Genomic DNA, 23,418 nt, shown 5'->3' on the forward strand with positions numbered 1-23,418 from the left:
CCTTTGATTAAAAATGAAATTTTATAAAGTATAGCATAATAAAAACAGGTCCTTTACTATTAAATGAAAGAAACCTGTTTTTACTTATTATGCTAAAAATTTAAATATGTCATTACTATAAATTTTAAATACCTTTCTAAATAGAATATCTAAAATCCATGCTACAAGGAAAGGAACGATAAAGTATGCAATCATTATAAGCAATAAACTCAACCAAGCAGAATCAAGTCCCATAAATTTAAATGCATTAATTGGACCTACCATACCTATAAAACCAAATCCTGCTGATTCTTTTGTACCTGCTATACCTACAATTCCTGAAGTAATCACTGAAACTGCGGCTGTAATTAATATTGGTAGCATAATAATCGGATAACGCACCATGTTAGGCATCATCATTTTCACACCGCCAAAGAAAATAGACATTGGCACACCCGCTCGATTGACTTGGCTAGTTCCAATTAGTAATACCGCTTCTGTAGCTGCTATACCAATAGATGCGGAACCAGCCGCTATACCCGAAATACCAATCGCTATGGCAATCGCTACTGTTGATAGCGGCGATATGATAATGAAACTAAATACCATTGAAATTAACATACTCATTAATACAGGCTGTAATTCTGTAAAACTGTTTACCATATTTCCTATACCAGTTGTAATCATATGTACATAAGGTAGGATTAATACACCGATTGTTGCTGCAATGCCCCCTATAAATGTTGGATATACAATTAAAGCCATACTACCTACACTGTGTTCTATTAACAAAATCAACAATACCGCAATAGATGCAGTAATCATTGTATTAATTAAATCTCCTATTCCAGCAATCACCCATGTACCATTCTTAAATTGGGCAGCACCACTTCCAACATAAGAAGCACTTGCTACTACTGCCATAGCTAATGGTGTCAAATTAAATTTTAAAGCGATTAACGCTCCTACTAGTGCTGGTACAGTAAATTGAATTGCTTGAACAACACCTAGTAATGTTTTAAAAATAGGATGATATTGGGAGAAATATTTAAATATTTCTCCCAATATCGCATTAGGTACTAAACCTGCTACAATACCTACTGCTACCCCAGATAACACTCTGAATATAAAATCTTTTGGTCTTATTTTACTCAATGTTGTCATTTCTAGCGCCTCCAATAATCTATTACAATAAAAAAAGACAAATAGCCTTAATTGAACTAACTATACACATGATGAAATCTAAGGTGTGTTGGTATTCGTTGATGCAATCATTTGTTGTGTAAAGTTGGGCCAATTAAGACTATAGCTAGTATTATACCATATTATTTAGAATTTTCAGATAATTATTTTAAATTTTCATCATTTTTTAACATCTTTATGCCATTATGATTGTTATGCTAAAGTTACAAATAAAAGAGGAGATGTATACGATGACTGTTAAATGTCAACGCATCTATGATAAGCAAATTGCTAAAGGTAAGCGTGTGTTAGTTGATCGTGTTTGGCCAAGAGGTATTTCTAAAGAAGATGCACAATTAGACGAATGGTTAAAAAAAGTGGCCCCTACTACTGAATTAAGAAAATGGTTTAATCATGAACCTAAATTATACGCTGCGTTTTCAGAAAAGTATGCTAAAGAATTACGTGAAAATAGCGAACAACAAGAAGCTTTTGAATATCTTAAAGACTTTGTGTCATCAAGTAAGGAAGATGTTATTTTATTATATGCCGCAAAGGATACTCAATATAATCACGCTAATGTATTAATGAAACTTCTAAAAAATAACTAAATCAATAAAAAGCATTTAATGAGTTTACCTTTCATTAACTCATTAAATGCTTTTGTTTTAATTATTCATCTACAATTTCTGCTTTTCTAGATTCTTTCTTATATCTCAAATACATTAAACCTAATATTCCCATCCAAAATGGCGCAATAATAACTGCTATTCTTGTACTATTGTTAATTAATAAAATAATAAATATAAATGCAAAGAATGTAACAATACCATAAGCCATCCACTTACCGCCTGGTAATTTGTATTGACTTTGTTTATGTAACTCTGGATTTTGTTTTAAATAACCGATATAAGCAATCATAATAATAGACCAAATTACGATATTTAATACTGTAGAAACTGTTGTAATATATACAAATACTTTCGTTGCATCTTTAAAGATGGCATTAAGTACAACAGAAATACTTAACAATCCGCATGTTACTAAAATCGCATAATAAGGCACACCATTTCTATTTGTTTTTCCTAATATAGGAGGTGCTTGTTTACGTTGAGATAATCCAAACATTGTTCTACTATTGGCAAACACGCCACTATTACAAGCTGAAGCTGCTGCAGTTAATACTACAAAGTTGATAAGTCCTGCCGCAAAAGGAATACCAACTAACCCAAATAATTTAACATACGGACTATCTGACGGACTAAGTTGATTCCAAGGTACCGCAGCCATAATAACTGCTAAAGAACCAATATAAAAAATCAAAATTCGATAAGGTACATTATTGATTGCTTGAGGAATTGTTTTATGAGGATTCTTAGTTTCACCTGCTGTGATTCCTATTAATTCAATACCTATAAATGAAAAGATTGCCATTTGAAATGACATGAAAAAGCCAGATGCACCATGAGGGAATATACCACCATGACTCCAAATATTAGATACACTAGCTGTTCCGTATGGCGTCTTCATTGCAAAAATGACCATAACAATTCCTACTATTATTAATGCTAAAATTGTTAAAACTTTAATAATAGCAAACCAAAATTCCAATTCTCCAAATAATTTAGCGCTGAATAAATTTAAAGACATGAGAACTAGTAATGTAAATAACGCCGTTAACCAGTTCGGCATAGCCGGGTACCAGTAATCTACGTATTTAGCTACAGCTGTAATTTCGGCCATACCAGAAATAATCCATGTTAACCAATATGTCCAACCTACAATAAATCCTGCCAATGGACCTATATGTTTATGAGCGATATCCGCAAATGATTTAAAACCAAGATTAGATAATAACATTTCTCCCATTGCACGCATAAACATAAATAATACAAAACCTACTATAATATATGTAAGTAAAATTGAAGGACCAGCCAAATGAATAGATTCACCTGCTCCTAAAAATAAACCTGTTCCAATTGCACCACCAATAGCAATCAATTGAATATGTCTATTACTTAACTCACGTTGCAATTTATCCGCCATTATTGTCTCCCCATTCCGGTCATTGCTTAACTATAATTTTTTGTTTAATATAATCTTTCATTTCTACTATAAAGTTACACATACCCTCATTTTCAAATTACAATCAAATATTAAAAATGATTTAGCTTAATACTTTGACATCACGATAGTTTAGCAAGATAATTTAATAAAGATATACAACACATGTTAGGTAGGTAAAAAGATGAATACGACTAAAATAGATCCACGAGTTTTACGTACTAAAAAACTATTAGTTGAAGCATTTCAAACCGTATCCCGAGAAAAACAATTCTCACAATTAACCGTGAAAAATATTACTGACGAAGCAACAGTGAATAGAGCTACTTTCTATGCCCATTTCACTGATAAATATGATATTTTGGATTATTCACTATCAGTAACCATTCTTAAAGATTTAAACGATACATTGAAGGTTTCAGATTTTATAAATGAACAAGTGCTTTCACAATTATTTATGACTATCTGTGATTATATGGTAGATGTTCAAAATTTTTGCAAGTTAAATCAAGACGTATTTTGTAACCAAGCACATCAACGTATTAATGAAGAATTAGAAGATATATTCACGATTATGTTAGAAAATAGTTACCCTAATCATGAACGAGACATCCTCGTCAACAGTGCTAGTTTCTTATCGGCTGGTCTATGTGGCTTATGTAAACACTGGCTTAATACAAGTCAACAAACTGCTAAAGTATTTATAGAGAAAAATCTTCCATTCCTTATTCACCATGTTGCGCATTTATAATTTTCTTATTCAAAGTTCACCTATATATCTATTCATAAAAATCGTTCTAAAACGTTAATTTATGAATAGATTTTTTACTATAAGGCAACATATTTTAAAATGTGTTAGTTAAACAACAAACTTATAAACATGTTGTTTGCACTTTTTCAAATTAAGGTATATATTATATTTAAACAACAGATGTTGCATAGATAATATGTGTTGTTAAATAAAAAAAGATTGGAGGGAATGATATGACAACAATAGAGGATCACGAGGGATTTAAGCGGACATTCAAAGATAAGCATTTAACTTTAGGTTTATCTATTCCGTTCGATCAGCCAAACCAGAAAAAAATTAATATCGATGAACAAGTTGAATTAGCTCAATTAGCTGAAGAGTTGGATTACTCAAGCCTATTTGTAAGGGACAATCCGTTATATAGCAAATATTTAGGTAACATAACCGAGAATTACGACCCATTTGTATTTTTAACTTACTTAGCTGCCCATACTTCCAAAATATCTCTTGGCACAGCAAGTATTGTTGCTACATTACGTCATCCCCTCCATTTAGCTAAGGCAGCTACATCTCTCGATATTTTATCCCACGAAAGACTATTATTAGGTATGGCTACAGGTGATCGATCGTTTGAATTTCCAGCTTTTAAAGTGAATGAAGATGAATTATCAGAACGATATCGTACAACTATTAAGTCGCTACGACAATTATGGCAGTCAAATGCGCCTGACATTTCAAATGCTATATTTGAATTAAGTGAAGAATCAGGACTACAGGTTTTACCTAAAAATAAAGCCATTCCGATGTTAGGTACTGGATACTCTAAACAATCTATAGAATGGCTCAAACAAAATATGGACGGTTGGATATTTTATGCTCAACATTTTCAAGATCAAAAGCAACTGGTAGAACAATGGCATAAAGATAATGAAATTTTTAAACCTTTCATAAATATATTGTTCGTCGATTTATCTAGTAATCCTAATGAGACAGTCAAACCTATTAAAGGCGGCTATCGAACAGGTAGAAAAATGTTAATTGAAATTTTAAAAGCATACGAAACAATAGGTACAAACCATATAATATTACGATTTATCAATAAAGACAGACAACTAAAAGATATCATCAATGAAGTTGGAACGTATATAGTATCCTACTTTCCAACTCACCAAATTTAGGAGGAATTAATAATGGAAATTTTAAACAGAATAAATGAATTAGCAAATAAAGAAAAAGTACAAACATTGAGTGTAGAAGAAAAACAAGAACAACAAGCGCTTAGACAAGATTATTTAAAAATGATCAGAGGACAAGTGTTAAATACATTTTCAACTATGAAAGTCGTTGATCCACTTGGTCAAGATGTAACACCAGACAAAGTTTATGATTTGCGAAAAGAATATGGCAACATTCAAGAAAATGAATAACTAAATTTAAAAAGGCACTCAGTCTCCAAATGGAAACTAAGTGCCTTTGTTATTTAACAAACTAAAAAATTGAATTTATGGCCATCTGGATCAGCAAACATTGCACCATAATAACCTTGCTTAACACAAGGTTTTTCTAAAATAGTACCTCCTGCTGATTCGACGCTTTCGATAAGTTGGTCTACTTCTTCATTCGTATTAACACCTAACGAAATAATTGTTTCATTCGCATTAGAAGTTACCGTATCTTTAGTAACCGCTTCAAAGTGATTATTTTCAATTAAAATAACAATCGTATTGCCTATTTTAATCCCTACCATTTTATCTAACATCTCTGGGTTATGATTAATTTCAAAACCTAAAGCTCGGTAAAATGCTTCACTTCTATTCAAATCTTTCACATGCAAATTAAACCACATTGATTTAATCATAAATTCGGCTCCTTTAATTGGTTAATTTAAATCGCAACAATATTTCTACTTAAAATTGTACATGTTCAATCCACTGTGCTAGAGATAGTTTATCAGGGTTAATTTGATTCATTAATTCAAAATCAACCACATATCCTTTATCTTCTAACCAACTTCTTTCAGCTGTACCACTCACAAATTCACCTTTAATTTCTGTATGTAGACCAGTGACAGTTGCAAATGTTTTAACCACTTCATTTAAAGTTAATTCATCTGACGCAATTTCGATGGCTTGATGATTATATTGTTCTGTTTTTTTAAATAAATTAGCAGCAACTTTCGCAATATCAATTGAAGAAATCATTGCGAATTTAACTTCAGGATTGATAAACTCAGGTATTGTTATTTGTTGGTCTTCTTTCTTAGCAATTCTAAGGAAGTTATCCATAAAGAATGATGGTTTAATAATTGAGAAGTTTAATGATGATGCTTTCAGTTCATTTTCCATTTCAGCTAACGCTTCAAAATGGGGTCCTGTTCTATCTCTATTTACACCGCCTGCTGTACTATACACAACATACTCAATATGTTGTTTTTCAGCTAATTTAATAATCATTTTTCCTTGTCTTAATTCTTCCTCAATATCATCTTTTATGATTGGTTGAACACTATATAATCCATATTGTCCTTCCATTGCTTCTTCTAAGCTTTGTTGATTACTCAAATCACCTTCAAAAATTTCAAGTTGATCACTTTCAATAGAAGTTAATTTATCATTATGTTTATTACGAGTTAAAGCACGTACATGCCAACCATCAGTTAATAATTGTCTTACAACTGCATTACCTTGTTTACCTGTAGCTCCAATAACTAGAATACTTTTCATTTATTTTCTCTCCTTTATTACTGTTGTAAAAACCAATAATCTTCCTTCTCACCTTTTAAATAAGTGTATTCTTTAGGTGATTTACCCATATGCCATATATTTTCATTCATTAAATCTCTTATATCCCATACTAAATGAATAAATTGATGTAAATGATTTCCAAACAATTTGTTTGGTGCTTTCATCTGTAATACATGAGATACCTCATTAATTGAAATATTCATTTCATCTGCTATATTTTTCAAACTCAAAGTCGTTTCATCAAAATGCTCTTGTAATTCTTTAGCTGTAATTTGTCTTTGTTCTTTATTTAATGACATCTACATCACTCTTCCCTTTTATTAAAACATCTACATCTCTTTTATTTGTCTTTTTATATGATAGGCTTTATAATAAACGGATAGTTGTCCGTTTGTCAACAAACTTATTTTAAGAAGGTGATGTATTTGCGTAAAGACGCCCTAGAAAATCGACAGCGTATTGAGAAAAAAGCAATTGAACTCTTTAACCAACATGGCGTTCAAGAAGTAAGTATGAATCGTATCGCAAAAGACTTAAATATTGGAATGGGAACATTGTATCGTCATTTCAAAGATAAAAGTGCATTATGTGCAACTATCATTGCACATGACTTTACTGACATTATCAACGAAATGTATGAAGTTAAAAACAAGAACAGTGATAAACAACTGATTTTTAGTGATTCACTAGACATCTTTTTAACATTTAAATCTAATAATAGTGAGTTATTACATTGTATTGAAGACACAACAGATAAAAATGACTTTTACAATAGCGACATTTATTTACAATTATTTAAGTTTTATTATGAAGTTCTTGGCAATAATACAAGTACACCATGGACAACATTTAAAGTAGATATGTTACTTAAATCTTTATCTACCAATTCTTTTGAATTACAAAAAGAAAAGCGCGGTCTTTCAAACGAATCAATTAGAGACTATTTAATCAAACTATATATTACAGACGAGGTGTCAACAAATGACTAAAATTACATTAATTACAGGTGGAAATAAAGGACTAGGCTTTGAAACAGCTAAATCACTTATCGACCAAGGTCATAAAGTATATATCGGTTCGCGTGATGAATCCCGTGGACAAGAAGCAGCACAACAAATTGGTGCTCAACTTGTTCAATTAGATGTCACTGATGATACATCAGTTAAAAAAGCATTTGATTATATCAAAGAACAGGAAGGCCGTTTAGATGTATTAGTAAATAATGCAGGTATCTCTGGTCAATTTGCTAAACCTGCTGATATTACAGTTGAAGATATGAACAAAGTTTATCAAACGAATGTTTTTGGCATTGTAAGAATGATGAACACATTTGTTCCATTATTAGAACAATCTGAACAACCAGTTGTCGTTAATGTCACAAGTGGTCTGGGTTCATTTGGTATGGTCACTGACCCAAATACTCAAGAATATCATGTTAATTCATTAGCATATTGTTCATCTAAATCTGCAGTAACTATGTTAACTGTTCAATATGCTAAAGGTTTACCAAATATGCAAATCAATGTTGCAGATCCTGGTTCTACTAATACTGACTTAGTTGGCGATTTTAGTAACAATGCTAAACCAGCAACAGAAGGTATTAAACCAATTGTAGAGTTAGCAACAATTGATGCGGATGGACCAACTGGCACATTTATTAATGCTGATGGCAAAATGCCTTGGTAAACTTTTGAAAGTTAGAACTAAAAACTTTATAACAAATGATGTAAATAACATACATTCTATTGGAGGATTTTATAATGAAAAGTATTACTTTTGAAGAACACTATGTCATCGATGAGATTCAAAAAGAAACAATGAAAGCAGCATCTGCTGATCCTAATGGCGTACCAATGAAAACAATGCTTGAAGGTTTAGAACAAAAGTCTGGTTTCACTGATGCTGATGAAATTAAATACCATGATAAACGTATCAAATTTATGGATGAACAAAATGTTCAAATGCAAGTTTTATCATATGGTAACGGCGCACCTTCTAACTTAGAAGGACAACAAGCAATTGACCTTTGTAAAAAAGCTAATGACACTTTAGCTGAATATGTTAAAGAATATCCAGACCGTTTTGTCGGTTTTGCTACATTACCTATTAACGAACCTGAAGCAGCTGTTGAAGAATTTAAACGTTGTATCAATGAATTAGGTTTCAAAGGTGCGCTTATTATGGGACGCCCTAAAGACGGCTTCTTAGATCAAGACAAATATGATGGCATTTTTGCAACAGCTGAAGCTTTAAATGTACCAATTTACTTACATCCAGCTCCTGTTAATAGCGATGTATATCAAGCATATTATAAAGGTAATTATCCAGAAGTAACTGCTGCAACATTTGCTTGTTTCGGTTATGGTTGGCATGTTGATGTAGGTATCCATGCTATTCATCTTGTACTATCTGGTGTTTTCGATCGTTATCCTAACTTAAATATGATTATTGGACACTGGGGAGAATTCGTTCCATTCTTCTTAGAACGTATGGATGACACATTATTTGCAGATCATTTACAACAACCAGTTAGTCATTATTTCAAAAATAATTTCTATGTAACACCAAGTGGTATGTTAACTAAACCTCAATTTGATTTAGTTAAAAAAGAAATGGGCATCGACCGTATCCTTTATGCTGCTGACTACCCATATATCGAACCTGAACGTTTAGGCGTATTTTTAGATGAATTAGGTTTAACTGACGAAGAAAAAGAGAAAGTAAGTTATACAAATGGTGCTAAATTATTAGGATTAGAATAATATTCCAATAATCATTGTTAATAATAAATGGAGGTATTTTATATGAATACTATAGAACTAAAAGGTGCTAAATTACGCTATCATCAAATCGGACAAGGACCTGTATTAATTTTCATTCCAGGAGCTAATGGTACTGGTGATATCTTTATGCCACTTGCTCAACAACTTAAAGATCATTTTACAGTTGTAGCAGTCGATCGTCGTGACTATGGTGAAAGTGAATTAACAGAGCCACTACCTGAATCAGCTGCTAACCCAGATGATGATTATCGTGTAAAACGTGATGCTAAAGATATTGCAGAACTTGCACAATCATTAAGTGATGAGCCAGTATATGTATTAGGTTCAAGCTCTGGTTCAATCGTTGCTATGCACGTATTAAAAGATTATCCAGAAATCGTTAAACAAATTGCTTTCCATGAACCACCTATCAACACATTCTTACCTGATAGTAAATATTGGAAAGACAAAAATGATGATATCGTAAACAAAGTATTAACTGAAGGTTTAGAAGTTGGTATGAAAGACTTTGCTGAATCATTAAAAATTGCACCTATTGATGCTAAAATGATGACTGCTCAACCTGAATCAGAAGAAGCTAAAAAAGAGCAATATCAACGTTCAATGTTCTGGGTAGAATATGAAATCCGTCAATATACACATTCTGATATTACTTTAGACGATTTCAAAAAACATGAAGATAAAATTACTTTATTAAATGGTACTGACTCTAAAGGTTCATTCCCACAAGATGTGAACTTCTATATCAATGAACAAATTGGTTTACCAATTGTTGATATTCCAGGCGGTCACTTAGGTTACGTTCAAAAACCTGAAGGCTTTGCAGAAGTATTATTAAAAATGTGGAATAACTAAAATTATTCTTAAACTAAAGACAATATCTAGTTATAAAATGTTATGTATTTATACGTAGCGTCGAATATATAGAGAAACACGCGTTGAGATTTACCTTCTCAACGCGTGTTTTTTCTTTATCCTAATATTGTTTCCATGGAGCGATTAACACTACCTTCATACATACCGCCAAATTTTAATAAATGAATCATAAGTAAATATAATCTATAAAACTCTAAACGCTCATATGCGCCTTTAGCTAATGGATAATGCTTTTCATATTCATCATAAAATTCTTGTGTAAACCCACCAAATACTGTCGTAATACCTAAATCAAATTCACGATCGCCATAAAATGGTGCTGGGTCAAATAAAGCTGGTTGACCATCCGTTAAGAACATATAATTGCCACCCCATAAATCACCGTGCAATAATGATGGCTTGCTTTGGTGATTGTCTAAGGCGTTGACCATTACTTCTCTGACCTGTTCATATACTTTATTATCTTCTTTATTCCATAATCCTTTGCGCAATAATTCATCTCTAATGTGATCCATACGTTGTTCTATAAATAATTCTTTCCATGAATTTGTCCATGTATTTTCAAATGAAATATCGCTACCTTCATGAGGTAATCGAAAACCAAATTGACCGTCTTCTTGTTGTTGGCTATGCATTTTAGCAACTAATTGACCTAATTCTCTTTGGCTTCCACTAGTACCTTCTTCTAAATAGCTTAATAATAAATAAGCATCGTCATTAATTTCCCCACTTGCGATAACTTTTGGTGCAGTAATGCCAGCATTTTCAAATTCATTAAGACCTGCAATCTCCGCAGCATAAAAAGATTCATTTCTATTTCGTTGGACTAATAAGAAAAAAGTGTCGTCTTGCTGTGTAGTAACTTTAAATGCTTCGTTAACATCCCCACCACTTACAGGTGTTATATCTTTAATATAATCTAGAGGTAATTGTTCTTTCCAATCTATTGTCATTATCTCACCTTCCATTTATCTGTAATACTTATTATATTTCCTAAATATATCACTTTTAATCTTTAAGTATGTCACCTATGTGAATGAATCATTATTTAGAAGTTCGACTATTTTTTAAATTTTTATAATTTAACTAGGAAATTTAATATGAAAGTGCTAGTCTATTAAAAGGAAAAGTTTCAAATATATTAAATTGAGGATAGTAAGCCTCAAATATAATGAACTAGGAGCGTTAATATGTATAAACTAATCAAACCATTATTATTCAAAATCGAACCTGAAAAAGCACATGGATTAACAATTGATGCACTAAAAATCACACAAAAACAGTCATATGTATTACCTATTATGAAAAAATTATTCGATTATCAAAACCCAATTCTTTCACAAAATATCCATGGTATCACATTTGAAAATCCTATTGGACTTGCCGCTGGTTATGATAAATCTTGTGAAGTACCTAAAGCTTTAGAAAACCTTGGATTTGGTGCATTAGAATTAGGTGGTATCACGCCAAAACCACAACCTGGTAATCCTCAACCTCGTATGTATAGATTATTAGAAGACGATGCTTTAATTAACCGTATGGGCTTTAATAATATTGGAATGAATAAAGCACTTAGTAACTTACGACGTCATGCTTATCATACGCCAATCGGTCTTAACGTTGGTGTAAATAAAATGACTTCTTATGATAACCGTTACCAAGATTACATTAAAGTTATAGATACATTTAAAAATGACGTGGATTTCTTCACTGTGAATATCAGTTCTCCAAATACTGAGAACTTACAAAATTTTCATGACAAAGATGAATTTTCAATGTTATGTAGTGCTTTAGAAACATTCAAAGCACAAAATGAAATTAATGTACCTATATTCTTAAAACTTACTTCTGACATGGATGAAAATGGATTAAAATCACTCTTACCAACTATTAAAGAACATTTTGACGGTGTTATTCTTGCGAATACGACACGTCAACGTGATGGTTTAACATCAGCCAATCGTGTTGAAGATGGTGGGTTAAGTGGTCGTCCATTATTTGAACGTAATTTAAAATTAGTTAAATTAGCATACCAAGAAACTAATGGAGAATTACTAATTATTGGTACTGGTGGCATCTTTAGTTCTGAAGACGCAATTAAAATGATACGTAATGGAGCTTCATTACTACAAATTTATTCATCTCTTGTAATAGAAGGTCCAGGTCTAACTAAGAAAATAAATAAAGAAATCGCTCAGTATTTAAAACAAAATGATTATCAAAATATTAGTGATATTATTGGATTAGATGCAAAGTAGCGTACTAATAATTCAGTTAATAGTATAATATCTTTACTTTGTATAGGTCTTTTATATAGGATATAAATTAAAGTAATCATAGATAGTTATAAATTAAAACTTACTCAATGTTATGTGTCATGAATATGGGAGGCATTCTTAAAGTGCGAGAAGAAACAAAAGAAAAAGATATGAATCATTCAACGCAACAAGATAATATCGATAACAATAGCAAGGCTGAAAGTAACGAAGAAGATGAACGTAAAGGGCTACATGGTTATCGCAAAACAGATCTTGATTTAGAAATTGAACGCGAATTACAAGAAATGATGGAAAATGATGACAAAGAAGTAAAGAAAGAAAATAAACGCTTTAAACTATTCTCTTTCCTTGCTATGTTAGTTATCGCCATTATGGCAATTATACGTTTCATTCATAAAATGATTTAACTTTATTAGAATACCCAGAGTTAAGGCTCTCGCCTTTTAACTCTGGGTATTTTTAAAATTGTTGTAAAAATGCACTTGCATCTTTATTGATTTGTTTAAAGTCAATACCTTGTTTCATTGCTGCAAAGACACATCCACAATAACATTGTCTAAATATATTATAGTCATTACACATTTCTATAGAACGTTCATAACCTTTGTTTTTCTTGAAATCACTAGGTAGGTATTTAACGTTATATACATTTTGCACATCCATCCCTAATTGATTAATTAATTGTGCATTCTTTTTAGGAGATAATGTAATCGCACTACCAAAATAATCATAACCATATTTAATAGCTGCTTCTGCTACTAATTCAAGTCTCATTTCAAAACAAGCAGTACATCTTAGACCACCTTCAGACTCCTCAGTTAACCCTTTAGCCTTAGCCATTTTCATAAATTCATGTGGTTTATATTCAGCTTCAATATACTTCACATTTGAACCTGTCTTTTTATTGAAATCTTGAACAAACATTTCTTGTACTTTGGCACGTCTTAAGTATTCATTTTTAGGGTGAATATTGGGATTAGCAAAATAAATAGCGATATCAGCATATTGTGTTAAAAATTCTAAAGTATATATGCTACATGGCGCACAACAGCTATGTAATAAAATTTTAGGGCGCTCGTTTTCCCTTTCCCATTGTTGAATCATTTTCCTTAACACTTTGTCATAGTTTACCTTTTGATTTTTCATTTTTCTCAAAATGTCGCCCGCTTCAATCAAAAGAAAACACTCCTTTCATTATTTATTATATAATTTATGAATATTATACAATAAATCGATAATGAAAGAGTGTTCTCAGAGAAATTACTTTTATTTTATTTAATTCAATATTAAGTTTAATATTCTTTCATGATTTTATTTACTTGATAAACATACATAAATCCACCAAATACAATACCCGCAATAATAGCAGTAATAATTTCCATACCCCATTGAATACTTGTATGCTGTAAATATTTTATGATTAAACCTAAGAGAAACATAGCACTTCCGAAGTAAAGCATCAAAATCACACTTTTAATTCGATATTTATTCACTAATTTTTTATATTCTTCTGGTGAATAAACTTTATCTTTATTTAGTTCATCAGATTTTGTTTTATATAACAATACGCCATTAATTATAAAAAAGAAAATGAATAGTGATATTGTATTTAATGAAATTGTTTGGTGATACGCATCAATGATTAGGTTAGACAGTAACAAAATAGGCATACCAATATAAGTAATTATAAATGTAGTAGCCAATTTTTGATTTAAAAGCGTTCTCTCCCTTTCATCTTTTTCAGTTGATGTATTAGTAATCCAATTTAATAACTTTTCATTCAACTGACTCATATGAATACCCCTTTCAACTAGTAATTTTAGTATATGTCTAATATATATATGACACATGTATTAATGTCAAATATAAATGACATTAATACTTAATTGTATTCATTTAACATAGAACATTGTATGATGTTGTTAGCAATATAATATAAAAGACTAAGGAGCAGTTTTATGACTCAATTATCACCTTATTTAGCATTTCCAAACACTAAAGAAGCTTTAAAATATTACGAAGAAGTATTTGGTGCGATGAATATTAAACGTTTAGAAGTCGGAGAAGATCAAGCGGAACATTTTGGAATGACAAAAGAACAAGCTAAAGAAGCAACTATGCATGCAGAATTTGAAATTGTTGGTGTGAAAATTTTAGGTGCAGATTCATTCGAACGTATTCAACCAATCAATAACGGCATTTCATTATTAATTGATTTTGATGTTAATGATAAAGAAGAAACTGAAAAAGTAGAAGCTTTCTACGATAAAATTAAAGACCATGAGTCTATCAATATTGAACTACCATTATCAGAACAATTTTGGGGCGGTAAAATGGGCGTCTTCAACGATAAATATGGCGTAAGATGGATGTTACATGGTCAAGATTATAATGCAACGAATCAGTAAATAGGTAATAATAAACAGGCTGGAACATAAATCCCAAAATAATAGCACTAAGGTGATTTATTTTAATCATCTTAGTGCTTTCTTTATACCCAATACTTCGTATTGTATGGCTCTCTTTCCCAGGGTACAGTTTCAGCCAGAAATACAGCACAGATAAATCTGTGAGTATTTCTAAGGTCTTCAACTAGCACTGTTCCCTCGGGAGTCTCGCCATAAATACTACGTATTTATATGTAATTTTACTTAAAATATTTAAAAAATAAGGCACTTTCGTATAATTTAATAAGCATCACTAAACTAAATTAATGGAATCCTTATGTATAAAGATTAATCGATTTAGAGTAAACTCCAAAGTAGATGCTTTATCAAAATCTTTATTTGTACAATTTCATAATCAGTGTTTAAAACAAAATCTCATAGATAAAAAGGTAATTTCTATATTATTTCAATAGAAGTTACCTTTTTTCTCTTGTTCAAGAACTTTATGTCTCTGCCTCATTTATTATTTCTCTCGTTGTATTATTGTAGCTGGGCCGTTATTGACAATATCATAAAAATATTGAATCAATTCTTCTTTCGATATACGGTTAGGATCCTCTACCCAATGACGTATAAATGAAAGCCCCGCTCCAGATACATAACTCATAAAATAAGAAAATGGTATGTTACCAATTTTATTATTGTCGTTTTTAAAATGATTTAAATGTCCTGTGATAAGTTCATATAGCTTCTCATGCAAATTGGAATCCTTACCAATATTAAACATAAGTTGATAAAACGACATATTCTCTTCTATATTACCAATTAAAAACTCCATAATCGTACGTATATTATCAGCTGATATTGCTTTATTACTATATACATCATTTTCTTCAATAAATACTTTAATTTCTTTAACCTGCTCATCTTCCATTTGTTCTAATAAATCATATTTATCTATGTAATGCGTATAAAATGTACTACGATTGACGTCTGCTAAATCTGAAATTTGTTGAACTGTAATTTGTTCTAATTCCTGTTTATGCAATAAATCGATAAATGCTTGTCTGATTGCTTGCTGTGATTTTCTAATGCGTCGATCTTGCGGCATAATGTCACATCCTTTATCTCTATACAACAAGTATACGTTGTTTGTTGGTTATTACACAAATTAAGGACATTGATGATTGGAATTCTGATTATTACCTCTTATCATGAAGGTGTAAAGAAAAAGAAATCATGTAAAGGATGATTCATATGACAAGCAATTTATTAGGAAATCCAAAATTAACTGTTACAGATGTTAGCGATGTTAAAGAAGGTTTAAATCATATTGTTGTAGATAGTGTACAATTTGGTAATCAAGAAATGATTATGGAAAAAGATGTTACTGTTGAAATGAAAGATGGCGAAAATTTATATGTGAATATTTTCCGTCCTAACAAAGAAGGTCAATTCCCAGTAGTGATGTCTGCAGATACGTATGGTAAAGATAACAAACCAAAAATAACTAATATGGGTGCTAATTGGCCAACATTAGGCGCTATACCTACTTCAAGCTTCACGCCTGAAGAATCACCAGATCCAGGTTTCTGGGTCCCTCAAGATTATGTTGTTATCAAAGTTGCATTGCGAGGTAGTTCAAAATCAAATGGTGTCTTATCTCCATGGTCAAAACGTGAAGCAGAAGATTACTATGAAGTGATTGAATGGGCTGCACAACAAGAATGGAGTAATGGTAATATCGGAACTAATGGTGTTTCATATCTTGCAGTTACACAATGGTGGGTTGCGTCATTAAATCCTCCTCATTTAAAAGCTATGATTCCATGGGAAGGTTTAAACGATATGTATCGTGAAGTTGCTTTCCACGGTGGTATTCCAGATACAGGATTCTATCGTTTCTGGATTCAAGGAATCTTTGCGAGATGGACAGATAATCCAAATATTGAAGATTTAATTCAAGCTCAAAAAGACCATCCATTATTTGATGATTTCTGGAAACAACGCCAAGCACCACTTCATCAAATCAAAACACCTATCTTAGCTTGTGCAAGTTGGTCAACTCAAGGTTTACACAATCGTGGTTCATTTGAAGGATTTAAACAAGCAAGCTCAGAAGACAAATGGCTATATATCCATGGTCGTAAAGAGTGGGAAAGTTATTATGCTAGAGAAAATCTTGAACGTCAAAAAGCGTTCTTCGATTATTACCTAAAAGAAGAAGATAATGATTGGTAAGACACACCAACTGTCACTTATGAAGTAAGAGACCAATTCTATAGAGGTGAATTCAAAATAGCAACATCATTCCCATTACCAAATACTGAATATACTCCTCTATATTTAAATGGTAAAGAATTAACATTAAATCAAAATGCTGTCTCTGAAGAAAATACAACTAGTTATGATTCTGAAAATGAACAAGACGAAGTACGCTTCAGTTATACATTTGATAAAGATACAGAATTAGTAGGTAATATGAACTTAAAATTATGGGTAAGTACAGATGATACAGACGATATGGATTTATTTGCAGGTATTAAAAAATTAGATCGTCGTGGTAATGAAGTGCACTTCCCTGACTTTAACCATATTGAAGATGGTCAAGTTGCAACTGGTTGGTTACGTGCTTCACATCGCGAATTAGATCAAGAAAAATCAACCATTGCTCAACCTTGGCATACACATGAACAAGAATTAAAACTTAATAATGGTGAAGTCGTTCCTGTAGAAATTGAATTACTACCTTCAGGCACATTATTTAAACAAGGTGAAACTCTAGAAGTTGTTGTAAAAGGAAGCGAAGTAGTAAAAGGTAATAGTACACCTGGTATGAGTACACGTTATGAACATAACGAAACAGTAAATAAAGGACATCATCATATTCACACTGGCGGACAATACGATTCTCAACTAATCATTCCCGTAACAAAATAAATATATTAAAATGACCACTCAAAAGGATTTCTCCTTTTGGGTGGTCATTTATTATTAATTATTTTCTGGAACTTTTAGTATCCAGAACCTACTTTTTCTCCGTCTTCATCATATTCAGTTACATAACCGTCATCTGAATCTACAGTATATGAACCTGCTAAATTACCATCTTTATCTTCAAATGAGAATCCCCATTTGCCATCATCTGTTTTTTCAGGTTCTTTGTACGTATATTCATCTGTATCTAATGTATGTCCTTCATATGACTCAACTTTGTCGATAACGTTATCACGAGTTACTTCTTCTGAATCACTGTCACTATCATCGTCATCATCATCGTCGTCTGATTCCATTTTCTTATCGTAATAATCATCTATAGCGTCTTCATCAAATTTGACTGTTACATCTGATACGCCATTATCTTCTTCACTAGCACTTGAAACATTTACAGAACTTGATTTAAATGTTTCACCTTCTAAAGTACCTTGTGCATATACGATGACATCTTCGTCAGGATCATAAGGACCAAATGTATCAGATTCATCGCCTTCATTTTTATCGTTCACATAGATGTTAATATCATCTAACATTGAACCACCTTCAGTAGTTACGTTGAATCGCTTTTGTCTAAATGATTCTTTCGCAATACCGTCTTCCTCACTCATAGTAATGTTAATCGCACCATCGAATGTTTTACCTTCCATTTTCTTAGAGGCCTTTAAATTATAATCTCCAATTGGGAACGTGCCCATTGGTTTACTTTCAGCTTCATCAACAGAAAGATGATGTTTTTCCCCATTAAATTTATAAGTAATATCACCGGTATCAGTAGGTTCAATATATACTTTTTTTTGTGGAATATTGAATTTATAGTTATTAAAGAATAAATATTTTTTGCCGTCTTTTTCAATATTTAATACATTATCATCGTCTGTATTAACAGATAAACTATGATATTTACCGTGCTCAACTTCTTTCGTATTACTTTCAATTTGGTTTGCTACGTTAGTTAAGTCGCCTTCAGCCTTGAGGTAATTTAAATAAGCACGTGCTTCTTGTTCACTCAATTTATTATCTGCTGAAGTCACTTGTTTAGCTAGACCTTTTGCATCATCTTTCTTAACTGCATGTGCGATTTGGTCTGCTTGTTTTTCAGGTGAAAATTGATGTTTTAAAATTGCAAAGATAGCAATTAACATTGCTAAAACAACTGCAACTATAACAATGATTAATATTGTTTTTTTCTTACTTTTCTTCGGTTGTGGTTCATATTGTTGATACATAGATGCATTATTATAACCTTGGTTAGGTTGTTGTGAATGAGTATGATTGTGAGAATTTTGTTGTGAATCCTGAGATGTGTTAACTGGTGCCCCACAATTAGTACAAATTTTAACGTCTTGGCGTAAAGGTTTACCGCAATTACTACAATATTTCATTAATAACCACTACCTCCACCGAATAAGTTATTAAAGAATGAATCTCTTGTTTCATCAAATGATTCTAAAATACTTGAAAGTGTTACTTCTCCGAAAATTCTCATCAAGATAAAAATAACAATTAAGTAAATAACAATACCATAAAAACTTGAAAATCTAGTGAAGTTAATACCACTATATTTCGCAATTAAATATACACCAGAAGCTACAAGTATAACGAAAGATAACATTAAGACAACCATGCCAAATGTGTATGCTTCCATAACTAATAGAATGATAGATACAAGTAACATTGCAACTGTGACACTATTAATTAATATGAAATCAGAAAATACCTTTTTAAATGGTATCGCTTGAACTACAACTAATCTTGTCATTCCGAATATTGTACCTACAATTGCAGCTAAAAGAATAATTAAGCTAATAATAATAGAGAACACGATTTTGGATTCTGAAGTAAATAAAGATACTTCTTCTGGAATAACTAAGAAAAGAATGATTGCAAGTACGATTAATCCAATTGCTAATAGTGAACCTAATAATTTAAAACTGAATGTATGAGTACTTTTAATCTCTCTATCAGGATCTACAAAAGCACTTTTGAAGAAACCTTTACTTTCTTGAGTCACTTCTTTAGCTTGTTCACTAAACTGATTTGTTTGTTGTTGATACTGATGTGGTTGTTGTTGGTACTGTTGATTTTGATTATAGTTTTGATATTGATTCTGGTATTGGTTCTGATTTGGATTTTGATTTTGATTTTGATTCTGGTTTGGGTTTTGATTTTGGTATTGCTGTTGTGTGTTGTTAGGTTGTGAGTGTTGGTATTGATTGTGATTTGCGTGAGTTTCTGCAGATGCATTACTTTGATTCATTGATTGTGATTGTTCATGTGAGGCATTGCTAGTAGAATTCATTGTGCTATTATGAGTTGATTGAGTGGCCTGTTGTTTATTTGAGTGAGAATCAGCTTGTTTAATATCGTCCTCTGCTGATGTAACTGCATTAGATTGACGATTAACTTTTGTGCCGCATTCTCCACAAAATACATCATCTTGTTCGATTTGATGACCACAATTAGGGCATTTCATAATGGTACCTCCAGTATTTTATTATTTATCTTTGCAAATTATAACATTTTATTTATGTTGTTTTCTATGAAATTTCAAATATTTTTAAAAACCTTTAATAAAGTTTGTTATATTTTTAGATATATCAAATACCTTAATAGATATTTTTACTAAAAAAATATTTTTTAATAGATAGTAAGTAGTTGGTAACACAATTAGTCCTAATATAAAAAGCGTTTTATTTTTTAATTTAAAGTCACACAAAAATACGATATATTGTAAATAAAAAAGCTAGTAAACGAGTTTTGATAAACTCATTTACTAGCCATTTTTCTAAAAGATATGTCCCAGGTTCTTAATTGTTATTATTTATTTTTATGTATTTTCTTATTTAGTTGATGATCAGATTGACTAAATACTTCTGCTTCATTAAATGTAAGAACAACATTAACAGGACTTTCATCACTATTAATAGATGGTACATTCACTTCATTTGATTTAAATGCTTGGTTCCCTACATAACCTACACCATAAACAAGCAAGTCATCTTCTCCACTAAAAGGTCCATAATTAATATAGTCTTTTAATCTACCAACATTTTTATCATTAATAACTAAATCCATTTTATTAAACATATAACTATTTTTAGTTGTTACTTTAAATCTTTTTTCACTAAAATCTTCTTTAGCTAAAGTACCATATTTTTTCAAACTAAAAATAATATTGCCGTCATATGTACGATTTCCGATTTTTTTAGTTGCGTCTAATTTATATTCACCTAAAGGTACAGCATTTAAACTAACGATATGACCTTTTACTAAACGAACATTATACTTTTTGTTATTTAAACGATATGTCAATTTACCATTATCTTTAGCATCTAATGTAAAGTTAAATCGTGGTATTTCAAATTGAAAGTTTTTAAACAAACCGAATAAATGAATCTGTTGATGTATCGTTAAGATTGTCACTCCTTCTAATTCAACATCTTGTGTTTTACATTTATTTTGTTTTAAATGATATGCTGCCGATGTTAATTGATGTAAGAATTTTTTATTACCACCAAATGAATTGATCAAAGATACATATGCCTTAGCTTCTTCATTTGTTAATTGTTGATTATTGGATATTACTAATTCAATCAATTGGTCCGTATTTTTATGATCGATTGCATCTGAAAATAATTGAACCTTTTTATCTAGTGCGTTTTCTAATCTATAGAAAGATAAAATACTAATTAATATGATCGTCATCAAACAAAGTACCAGTATTATAAGTGACAATGGTTTTTTAGGTTTGCGAAATCGATACCTTTTAGACGCATGAGAAGCATGAATTTGATGCGAATATCTTTCTGTATATTTTTTTGTAGCTAACATAGAATGATAACATCTTGTGCAGTAATCATTATTAATATACATAGGTTTCTTGCATTGTTTACAGTAAGCCATTAAAACCACTATCCCATAATTTCATAAGATAATCGTTGATTAATTGTTCTATAATCATATGACCTAATAAATAAACTAAAATTGTCATTACCAATTGATAGATAATGATACTATATATGCTTGCGATTTTTGTACTATACATAACACTATATTTAGCCAAAATATATGACGGTGAAATGATATATAACAAAACACTAGCAACAACTAAGATAATGATAGCTAATTTTGTTACGCCTAGTATAGCTAATATCAATCCTATTAATAATGTTATGACTGAAAACGTATTAACGACAATGAAATCAGACACGACCTTGTGAAGTTGGACTTTCGTATTTAAACTTATTTTCAAAACACTATACAACACGCCAATTGATAAAGTTGTACTACCTAACATTATCATCAATATATAGAAAGTTATCTTTAAAGGTGAGCTGCTTGCCATAAATAAAAATAAATCTGAAGATAAAATGATTATTAGTAAAGTACTCAACAACGTTCCTATACATACTAATGATAATAAAAAACGATAATTAAATGTGACTTGATTCTCAAAAATATCATCCACAGATTTAAATACATGGGTGAAGAATTTTTTACCTTCAATTTGTAAATCTTTAAAGAAATTTTCCATCGATGACATATTATCATCTGTTATTTCTTCAACAAATGAGTCATTTTCTTCAAGTGTAGATCGCTTTCTCGTTGTTTGATGAACCGATGTCGTCTTTTTATATAATTGACGTTCATTATTAACATCATCTTTTTTCTGAGATTGCTTTGAAGTACTTTGAAGTTGTTGGTCCTCTGTCATTGTAGATGCTGTTGGAACGTTTTGTGTCGCTTCATCTGGTTTAATTATTTCTGCACCACATTGAACACAAAATCGATCTTCTGGTTGATGATTCTGACCACAATTAAGACATTTCATGAATTTTTAATTCCTCCACTATAACTATTTAGATAGATTATATTACATTTCAACACCCTATTCTATATTATTTTTATTTTATTTATTAATATTTAAAAAGTCCTAACAATAAATTATACTAATTTGTTAGGACTTGCATTTATATATTTAATTATCACTGTTATTAAACAATTGTGTTTTCTTTTTCATGTATCATTTCAATGATGTCATTATGTTCATTCAATACAGCTACTTTTGGTGCATGATGCTTAATTTCTTCTTCATTTAATTGAGCATAAGTCATAATTATAACTACATCATCTATTTCAACTAAACGAGCTGCAGCACCATTCAAGCAAATCTTACCAGTACCTCTTTCACCAGCAATGACATAAGTTTCAAAGCGCGCACCGTTATTATTATTTACGATTGCAACCTTTTCATTTGGTAATATATCAACCGCTTCTAAAATATCTGAGTCAATAGTGATACTGCCAACATAGTTTAAGTTAGCTTCTGTCACCCTTGCTCTATGAATTTTAGAATTCATCATTGTTCTTATCAAC

General features: G+C 31.0%; 25 protein-coding genes and 1 pseudogene. 12 read left to right on the forward strand and 14 right to left on the reverse strand.

The features are described from left to right. Window positions 1–87 precede the first annotated feature (87 nt). Window positions 88–1,143, reverse strand: coding sequence for a PTS transporter subunit IIC (locus LFT63_RS07800; protein WP_340768595.1), 1,056 nt, complete (start codon window positions 1,141–1,143; stop codon window positions 88–90). Window positions 1,144–1,412: 269 nt separating this feature from the next. Between LFT63_RS07800 and LFT63_RS07805 the strand changes: the two genes are divergently transcribed. Next, complete coding sequence (locus LFT63_RS07805; protein WP_029055975.1) at window positions 1,413–1,772, forward strand: DUF488 domain-containing protein; 360 nt, start codon at window positions 1,413–1,415, stop codon at window positions 1,770–1,772. 61 nt (window positions 1,773–1,833) lie between these two features. On the opposite strand, the gene LFT63_RS07810 is transcribed toward LFT63_RS07805, so the two are convergent. Continuing rightward, entirely contained in the window at window positions 1,834–3,207 is a 1,374-nt protein-coding gene (locus tag LFT63_RS07810; RefSeq protein WP_017636597.1) for an amino acid permease, read from the reverse strand. Window positions 3,208–3,409: 202 nt separating this feature from the next. Between LFT63_RS07810 and LFT63_RS07815 the strand changes: the two genes are divergently transcribed. From LFT63_RS07815 to LFT63_RS07825, 3 genes are all read left to right on the forward strand, one after another. After that, a complete protein-coding gene (locus LFT63_RS07815; protein WP_029055974.1) occupies window positions 3,410–3,976 on the forward strand; it encodes a TetR/AcrR family transcriptional regulator in 567 nt (188 codons plus the stop codon). A 233-nt stretch (window positions 3,977–4,209) separates the two neighbouring features. After that, the gene (locus LFT63_RS07820) at window positions 4,210–5,154 is read left to right on the forward strand and encodes an LLM class oxidoreductase (protein WP_340768598.1); all 945 of its coding nucleotides are present in this window, start codon (window positions 4,210–4,212) and stop codon (window positions 5,152–5,154) included. A gap of 12 nt (window positions 5,155–5,166) precedes the next feature. Beyond that, window positions 5,167–5,403, forward strand: coding sequence for a DUF896 domain-containing protein (locus tag LFT63_RS07825; protein ID WP_017636600.1), 237 nt, complete (start codon window positions 5,167–5,169; stop codon window positions 5,401–5,403). 53 nt (window positions 5,404–5,456) lie between these two features. Here LFT63_RS07825 and LFT63_RS07830 read toward each other — a convergent pair whose 3' ends face one another. The 3 genes from LFT63_RS07830 to LFT63_RS07840 are packed head-to-tail and all read right to left on the reverse strand — an operon-like array spanning window position 5,457 to window position 7,019. Then, window positions 5,457–5,834: a VOC family protein gene (locus LFT63_RS07830; RefSeq protein WP_017636601.1), complete on the reverse strand. Its 378-nt coding sequence runs from the start codon at window positions 5,832–5,834 to the stop codon at window positions 5,457–5,459. A gap of 49 nt (window positions 5,835–5,883) precedes the next feature. Then, complete coding sequence (locus LFT63_RS07835) at window positions 5,884–6,699, reverse strand: NmrA/HSCARG family protein (protein ID WP_340768600.1); 816 nt, start codon at window positions 6,697–6,699, stop codon at window positions 5,884–5,886. 17 nt (window positions 6,700–6,716) lie between these two features. Further along, entirely contained in the window at window positions 6,717–7,019 is a 303-nt protein-coding gene (locus LFT63_RS07840; RefSeq protein ID WP_029055970.1) for a DUF2316 family protein, read from the reverse strand. Window positions 7,020–7,145: 126 nt separating this feature from the next. Between LFT63_RS07840 and LFT63_RS07845 the strand changes: the two genes are divergently transcribed. The 4 genes from LFT63_RS07845 (at window position 7,146) to LFT63_RS07860 (ending at window position 10,358) form a co-directional block, all read left to right on the forward strand. Then, window positions 7,146–7,709, forward strand: a complete 564-nt coding sequence (locus tag LFT63_RS07845; protein WP_029055969.1) for a TetR/AcrR family transcriptional regulator — start codon at window positions 7,146–7,148, stop codon at window positions 7,707–7,709. Continuing rightward, a complete protein-coding gene (locus LFT63_RS07850) occupies window positions 7,702–8,406 on the forward strand; it encodes an SDR family NAD(P)-dependent oxidoreductase (protein WP_340768605.1) in 705 nt (234 codons plus the stop codon). Before LFT63_RS07845 ends, LFT63_RS07850 begins: the two co-directional genes overlap by 8 nt. A gap of 74 nt (window positions 8,407–8,480) precedes the next feature. Then, window positions 8,481–9,482 (forward strand): amidohydrolase family protein, encoded by a 1,002-nt coding sequence (locus LFT63_RS07855; protein WP_029055967.1) that lies wholly within the window; start codon window positions 8,481–8,483, stop codon window positions 9,480–9,482. Between the two features lie 42 nt (window positions 9,483–9,524). After that, entirely contained in the window at window positions 9,525–10,358 is an 834-nt protein-coding gene (locus tag LFT63_RS07860; protein WP_029055966.1) for an alpha/beta hydrolase, read from the forward strand. Window positions 10,359–10,474: 116 nt separating this feature from the next. Here the strand turns inward: LFT63_RS07860 and LFT63_RS07865 are convergent, their stop codons facing one another. Beyond that, the gene (locus tag LFT63_RS07865) at window positions 10,475–11,332 is read right to left on the reverse strand and encodes a fructosamine kinase family protein (RefSeq protein WP_029055965.1); all 858 of its coding nucleotides are present in this window, start codon (window positions 11,330–11,332) and stop codon (window positions 10,475–10,477) included. Between the two features lie 237 nt (window positions 11,333–11,569). On the opposite strand from LFT63_RS07865, the gene LFT63_RS07870 reads away from it, so the two are divergent. Both LFT63_RS07870 and LFT63_RS07875 read left to right on the forward strand, forming a co-directional pair. Further along, a complete protein-coding gene (locus LFT63_RS07870) occupies window positions 11,570–12,637 on the forward strand; it encodes a quinone-dependent dihydroorotate dehydrogenase (protein WP_017636609.1) in 1,068 nt (355 codons plus the stop codon). 119 nt (window positions 12,638–12,756) lie between these two features. Continuing rightward, complete coding sequence (locus tag LFT63_RS07875; protein WP_375371830.1) at window positions 12,757–13,065, forward strand: hypothetical protein; 309 nt, start codon at window positions 12,757–12,759, stop codon at window positions 13,063–13,065. Window positions 13,066–13,117: 52 nt separating this feature from the next. On the opposite strand, the gene LFT63_RS07880 is transcribed toward LFT63_RS07875, so the two are convergent. Continuing rightward, the gene (locus tag LFT63_RS07880) at window positions 13,118–13,804 is read right to left on the reverse strand and encodes an epoxyqueuosine reductase QueH (RefSeq protein WP_445684206.1); all 687 of its coding nucleotides are present in this window, start codon (window positions 13,802–13,804) and stop codon (window positions 13,118–13,120) included. A 146-nt stretch (window positions 13,805–13,950) separates the two neighbouring features. Further along, the gene (locus tag LFT63_RS07885) at window positions 13,951–14,451 is read right to left on the reverse strand and encodes a DUF3278 domain-containing protein (RefSeq protein WP_029055962.1); all 501 of its coding nucleotides are present in this window, start codon (window positions 14,449–14,451) and stop codon (window positions 13,951–13,953) included. Window positions 14,452–14,616: 165 nt separating this feature from the next. Here LFT63_RS07885 and LFT63_RS07890 point away from each other — a divergent pair, with 165 nt between their 5' ends. Next, window positions 14,617–15,066, forward strand: coding sequence for a VOC family protein (locus LFT63_RS07890; protein ID WP_029055961.1), 450 nt, complete (start codon window positions 14,617–14,619; stop codon window positions 15,064–15,066). 502 nt (window positions 15,067–15,568) lie between these two features. On the opposite strand, the gene LFT63_RS07895 is transcribed toward LFT63_RS07890, so the two are convergent. Next, window positions 15,569–16,156 (reverse strand): TetR/AcrR family transcriptional regulator, encoded by a 588-nt coding sequence (locus LFT63_RS07895; protein WP_029055960.1) that lies wholly within the window; start codon window positions 16,154–16,156, stop codon window positions 15,569–15,571. Window positions 16,157–16,302: 146 nt separating this feature from the next. Between LFT63_RS07895 and LFT63_RS07900 the strand changes: the two are divergent. Further along, window positions 16,303–17,985: pseudogene (locus tag LFT63_RS07900) on the forward strand (CocE/NonD family hydrolase). 74 nt (window positions 17,986–18,059) lie between these two features. Here the strand turns inward: LFT63_RS07900 and LFT63_RS07905 are convergent. From LFT63_RS07905 to panD, 5 genes are all read right to left on the reverse strand, one after another. Further along, complete coding sequence (locus LFT63_RS07905; RefSeq protein WP_283940326.1) at window positions 18,060–19,424, reverse strand: zinc ribbon domain-containing protein; 1,365 nt, start codon at window positions 19,422–19,424, stop codon at window positions 18,060–18,062. Then, complete coding sequence (locus LFT63_RS07910; RefSeq protein ID WP_340768619.1) at window positions 19,424–20,515, reverse strand: zinc ribbon domain-containing protein; 1,092 nt, start codon at window positions 20,513–20,515, stop codon at window positions 19,424–19,426. The genes LFT63_RS07905 and LFT63_RS07910 overlap by 1 nt, the downstream gene beginning before the upstream one ends. A 344-nt stretch (window positions 20,516–20,859) precedes the next feature. Further along, window positions 20,860–21,747, reverse strand: coding sequence for a TcaA second domain-containing protein (locus LFT63_RS07915; RefSeq protein WP_340768621.1), 888 nt, complete (start codon window positions 21,745–21,747; stop codon window positions 20,860–20,862). A 184-nt stretch (window positions 21,748–21,931) separates the two neighbouring features. Further along, window positions 21,932–22,873 (reverse strand): zinc ribbon domain-containing protein, encoded by a 942-nt coding sequence (locus tag LFT63_RS07920; RefSeq protein WP_232159547.1) that lies wholly within the window; start codon window positions 22,871–22,873, stop codon window positions 21,932–21,934. A gap of 163 nt (window positions 22,874–23,036) precedes the next feature. After that, on the reverse strand, window positions 23,037–23,417 hold the full coding sequence (panD, locus tag LFT63_RS07925) for an aspartate 1-decarboxylase (RefSeq protein ID WP_029055954.1): 381 nt from the start codon (window positions 23,415–23,417) through the stop codon (window positions 23,037–23,039). Between the last annotated feature and the right edge of the window lies 1 nt (window position 23,418).

The organism is Staphylococcus sp. FSL H8-0121 (genome assembly GCF_038008425.1).
Classification (GTDB): Bacteria; Bacillota; Bacilli; order Staphylococcales; family Staphylococcaceae; genus Staphylococcus; species Staphylococcus pasteuri.

Coding starts and splice junctions, on each gene's coding strand:
- LFT63_RS07800 (WP_340768595.1), bottom strand. CDS start 1,143: ATGACAACATTGAGTAAAATAAGACCAAAAGATTTTATATTCAGAGTG.
- LFT63_RS07805 (WP_029055975.1), top strand. CDS start 1,413: ATGACTGTTAAATGTCAACGCATCTATGATAAGCAAATTGCTAAAGGT.
- LFT63_RS07810 (WP_017636597.1), bottom strand. CDS start 3,207: ATGGCGGATAAATTGCAACGTGAGTTAAGTAATAGACATATTCAATTG.
- LFT63_RS07815 (WP_029055974.1), top strand. CDS start 3,410: ATGAATACGACTAAAATAGATCCACGAGTTTTACGTACTAAAAAACTA.
- LFT63_RS07820 (WP_340768598.1), top strand. CDS start 4,210: ATGACAACAATAGAGGATCACGAGGGATTTAAGCGGACATTCAAAGAT.
- LFT63_RS07825 (WP_017636600.1), top strand. CDS start 5,167: ATGGAAATTTTAAACAGAATAAATGAATTAGCAAATAAAGAAAAAGTA.
- LFT63_RS07830 (WP_017636601.1), bottom strand. CDS start 5,834: ATGATTAAATCAATGTGGTTTAATTTGCATGTGAAAGATTTGAATAGA.
- LFT63_RS07835 (WP_340768600.1), bottom strand. CDS start 6,699: ATGAAAAGTATTCTAGTTATTGGAGCTACAGGTAAACAAGGTAATGCA.
- LFT63_RS07840 (WP_029055970.1), bottom strand. CDS start 7,019: ATGTCATTAAATAAAGAACAAAGACAAATTACAGCTAAAGAATTACAA.
- LFT63_RS07850 (WP_340768605.1), top strand. CDS start 7,702: ATGACTAAAATTACATTAATTACAGGTGGAAATAAAGGACTAGGCTTT.
- LFT63_RS07855 (WP_029055967.1), top strand. CDS start 8,481: ATGAAAAGTATTACTTTTGAAGAACACTATGTCATCGATGAGATTCAA.
- LFT63_RS07860 (WP_029055966.1), top strand. CDS start 9,525: ATGAATACTATAGAACTAAAAGGTGCTAAATTACGCTATCATCAAATC.
- LFT63_RS07865 (WP_029055965.1), bottom strand. CDS start 11,332: ATGACAATAGATTGGAAAGAACAATTACCTCTAGATTATATTAAAGAT.
- LFT63_RS07870 (WP_017636609.1), top strand. CDS start 11,570: ATGTATAAACTAATCAAACCATTATTATTCAAAATCGAACCTGAAAAA.
- LFT63_RS07875 (WP_375371830.1), top strand. CDS start 12,757: ATGAATATGGGAGGCATTCTTAAAGTGCGAGAAGAAACAAAAGAAAAA.
- LFT63_RS07880 (WP_445684206.1), bottom strand. CDS start 13,804: ATGAAAAATCAAAAGGTAAACTATGACAAAGTGTTAAGGAAAATGATT.
- LFT63_RS07885 (WP_029055962.1), bottom strand. CDS start 14,451: ATGAGTCAGTTGAATGAAAAGTTATTAAATTGGATTACTAATACATCA.
- LFT63_RS07890 (WP_029055961.1), top strand. CDS start 14,617: ATGACTCAATTATCACCTTATTTAGCATTTCCAAACACTAAAGAAGCT.
- LFT63_RS07895 (WP_029055960.1), bottom strand. CDS start 16,156: ATGCCGCAAGATCGACGCATTAGAAAATCACAGCAAGCAATCAGACAA.
- LFT63_RS07905 (WP_283940326.1), bottom strand. CDS start 19,424: ATGAAATATTGTAGTAATTGCGGTAAACCTTTACGCCAAGACGTTAAA.
- LFT63_RS07910 (WP_340768619.1), bottom strand. CDS start 20,515: ATGAAATGCCCTAATTGTGGTCATCAAATCGAACAAGATGATGTATTT.
- LFT63_RS07915 (WP_340768621.1), bottom strand. CDS start 21,747: ATGACGATCATATTAATTAGTATTTTATCTTTCTATAGATTAGAAAAC.
- LFT63_RS07920 (WP_232159547.1), bottom strand. CDS start 22,873: ATGAAATGTCTTAATTGTGGTCAGAATCATCAACCAGAAGATCGATTT.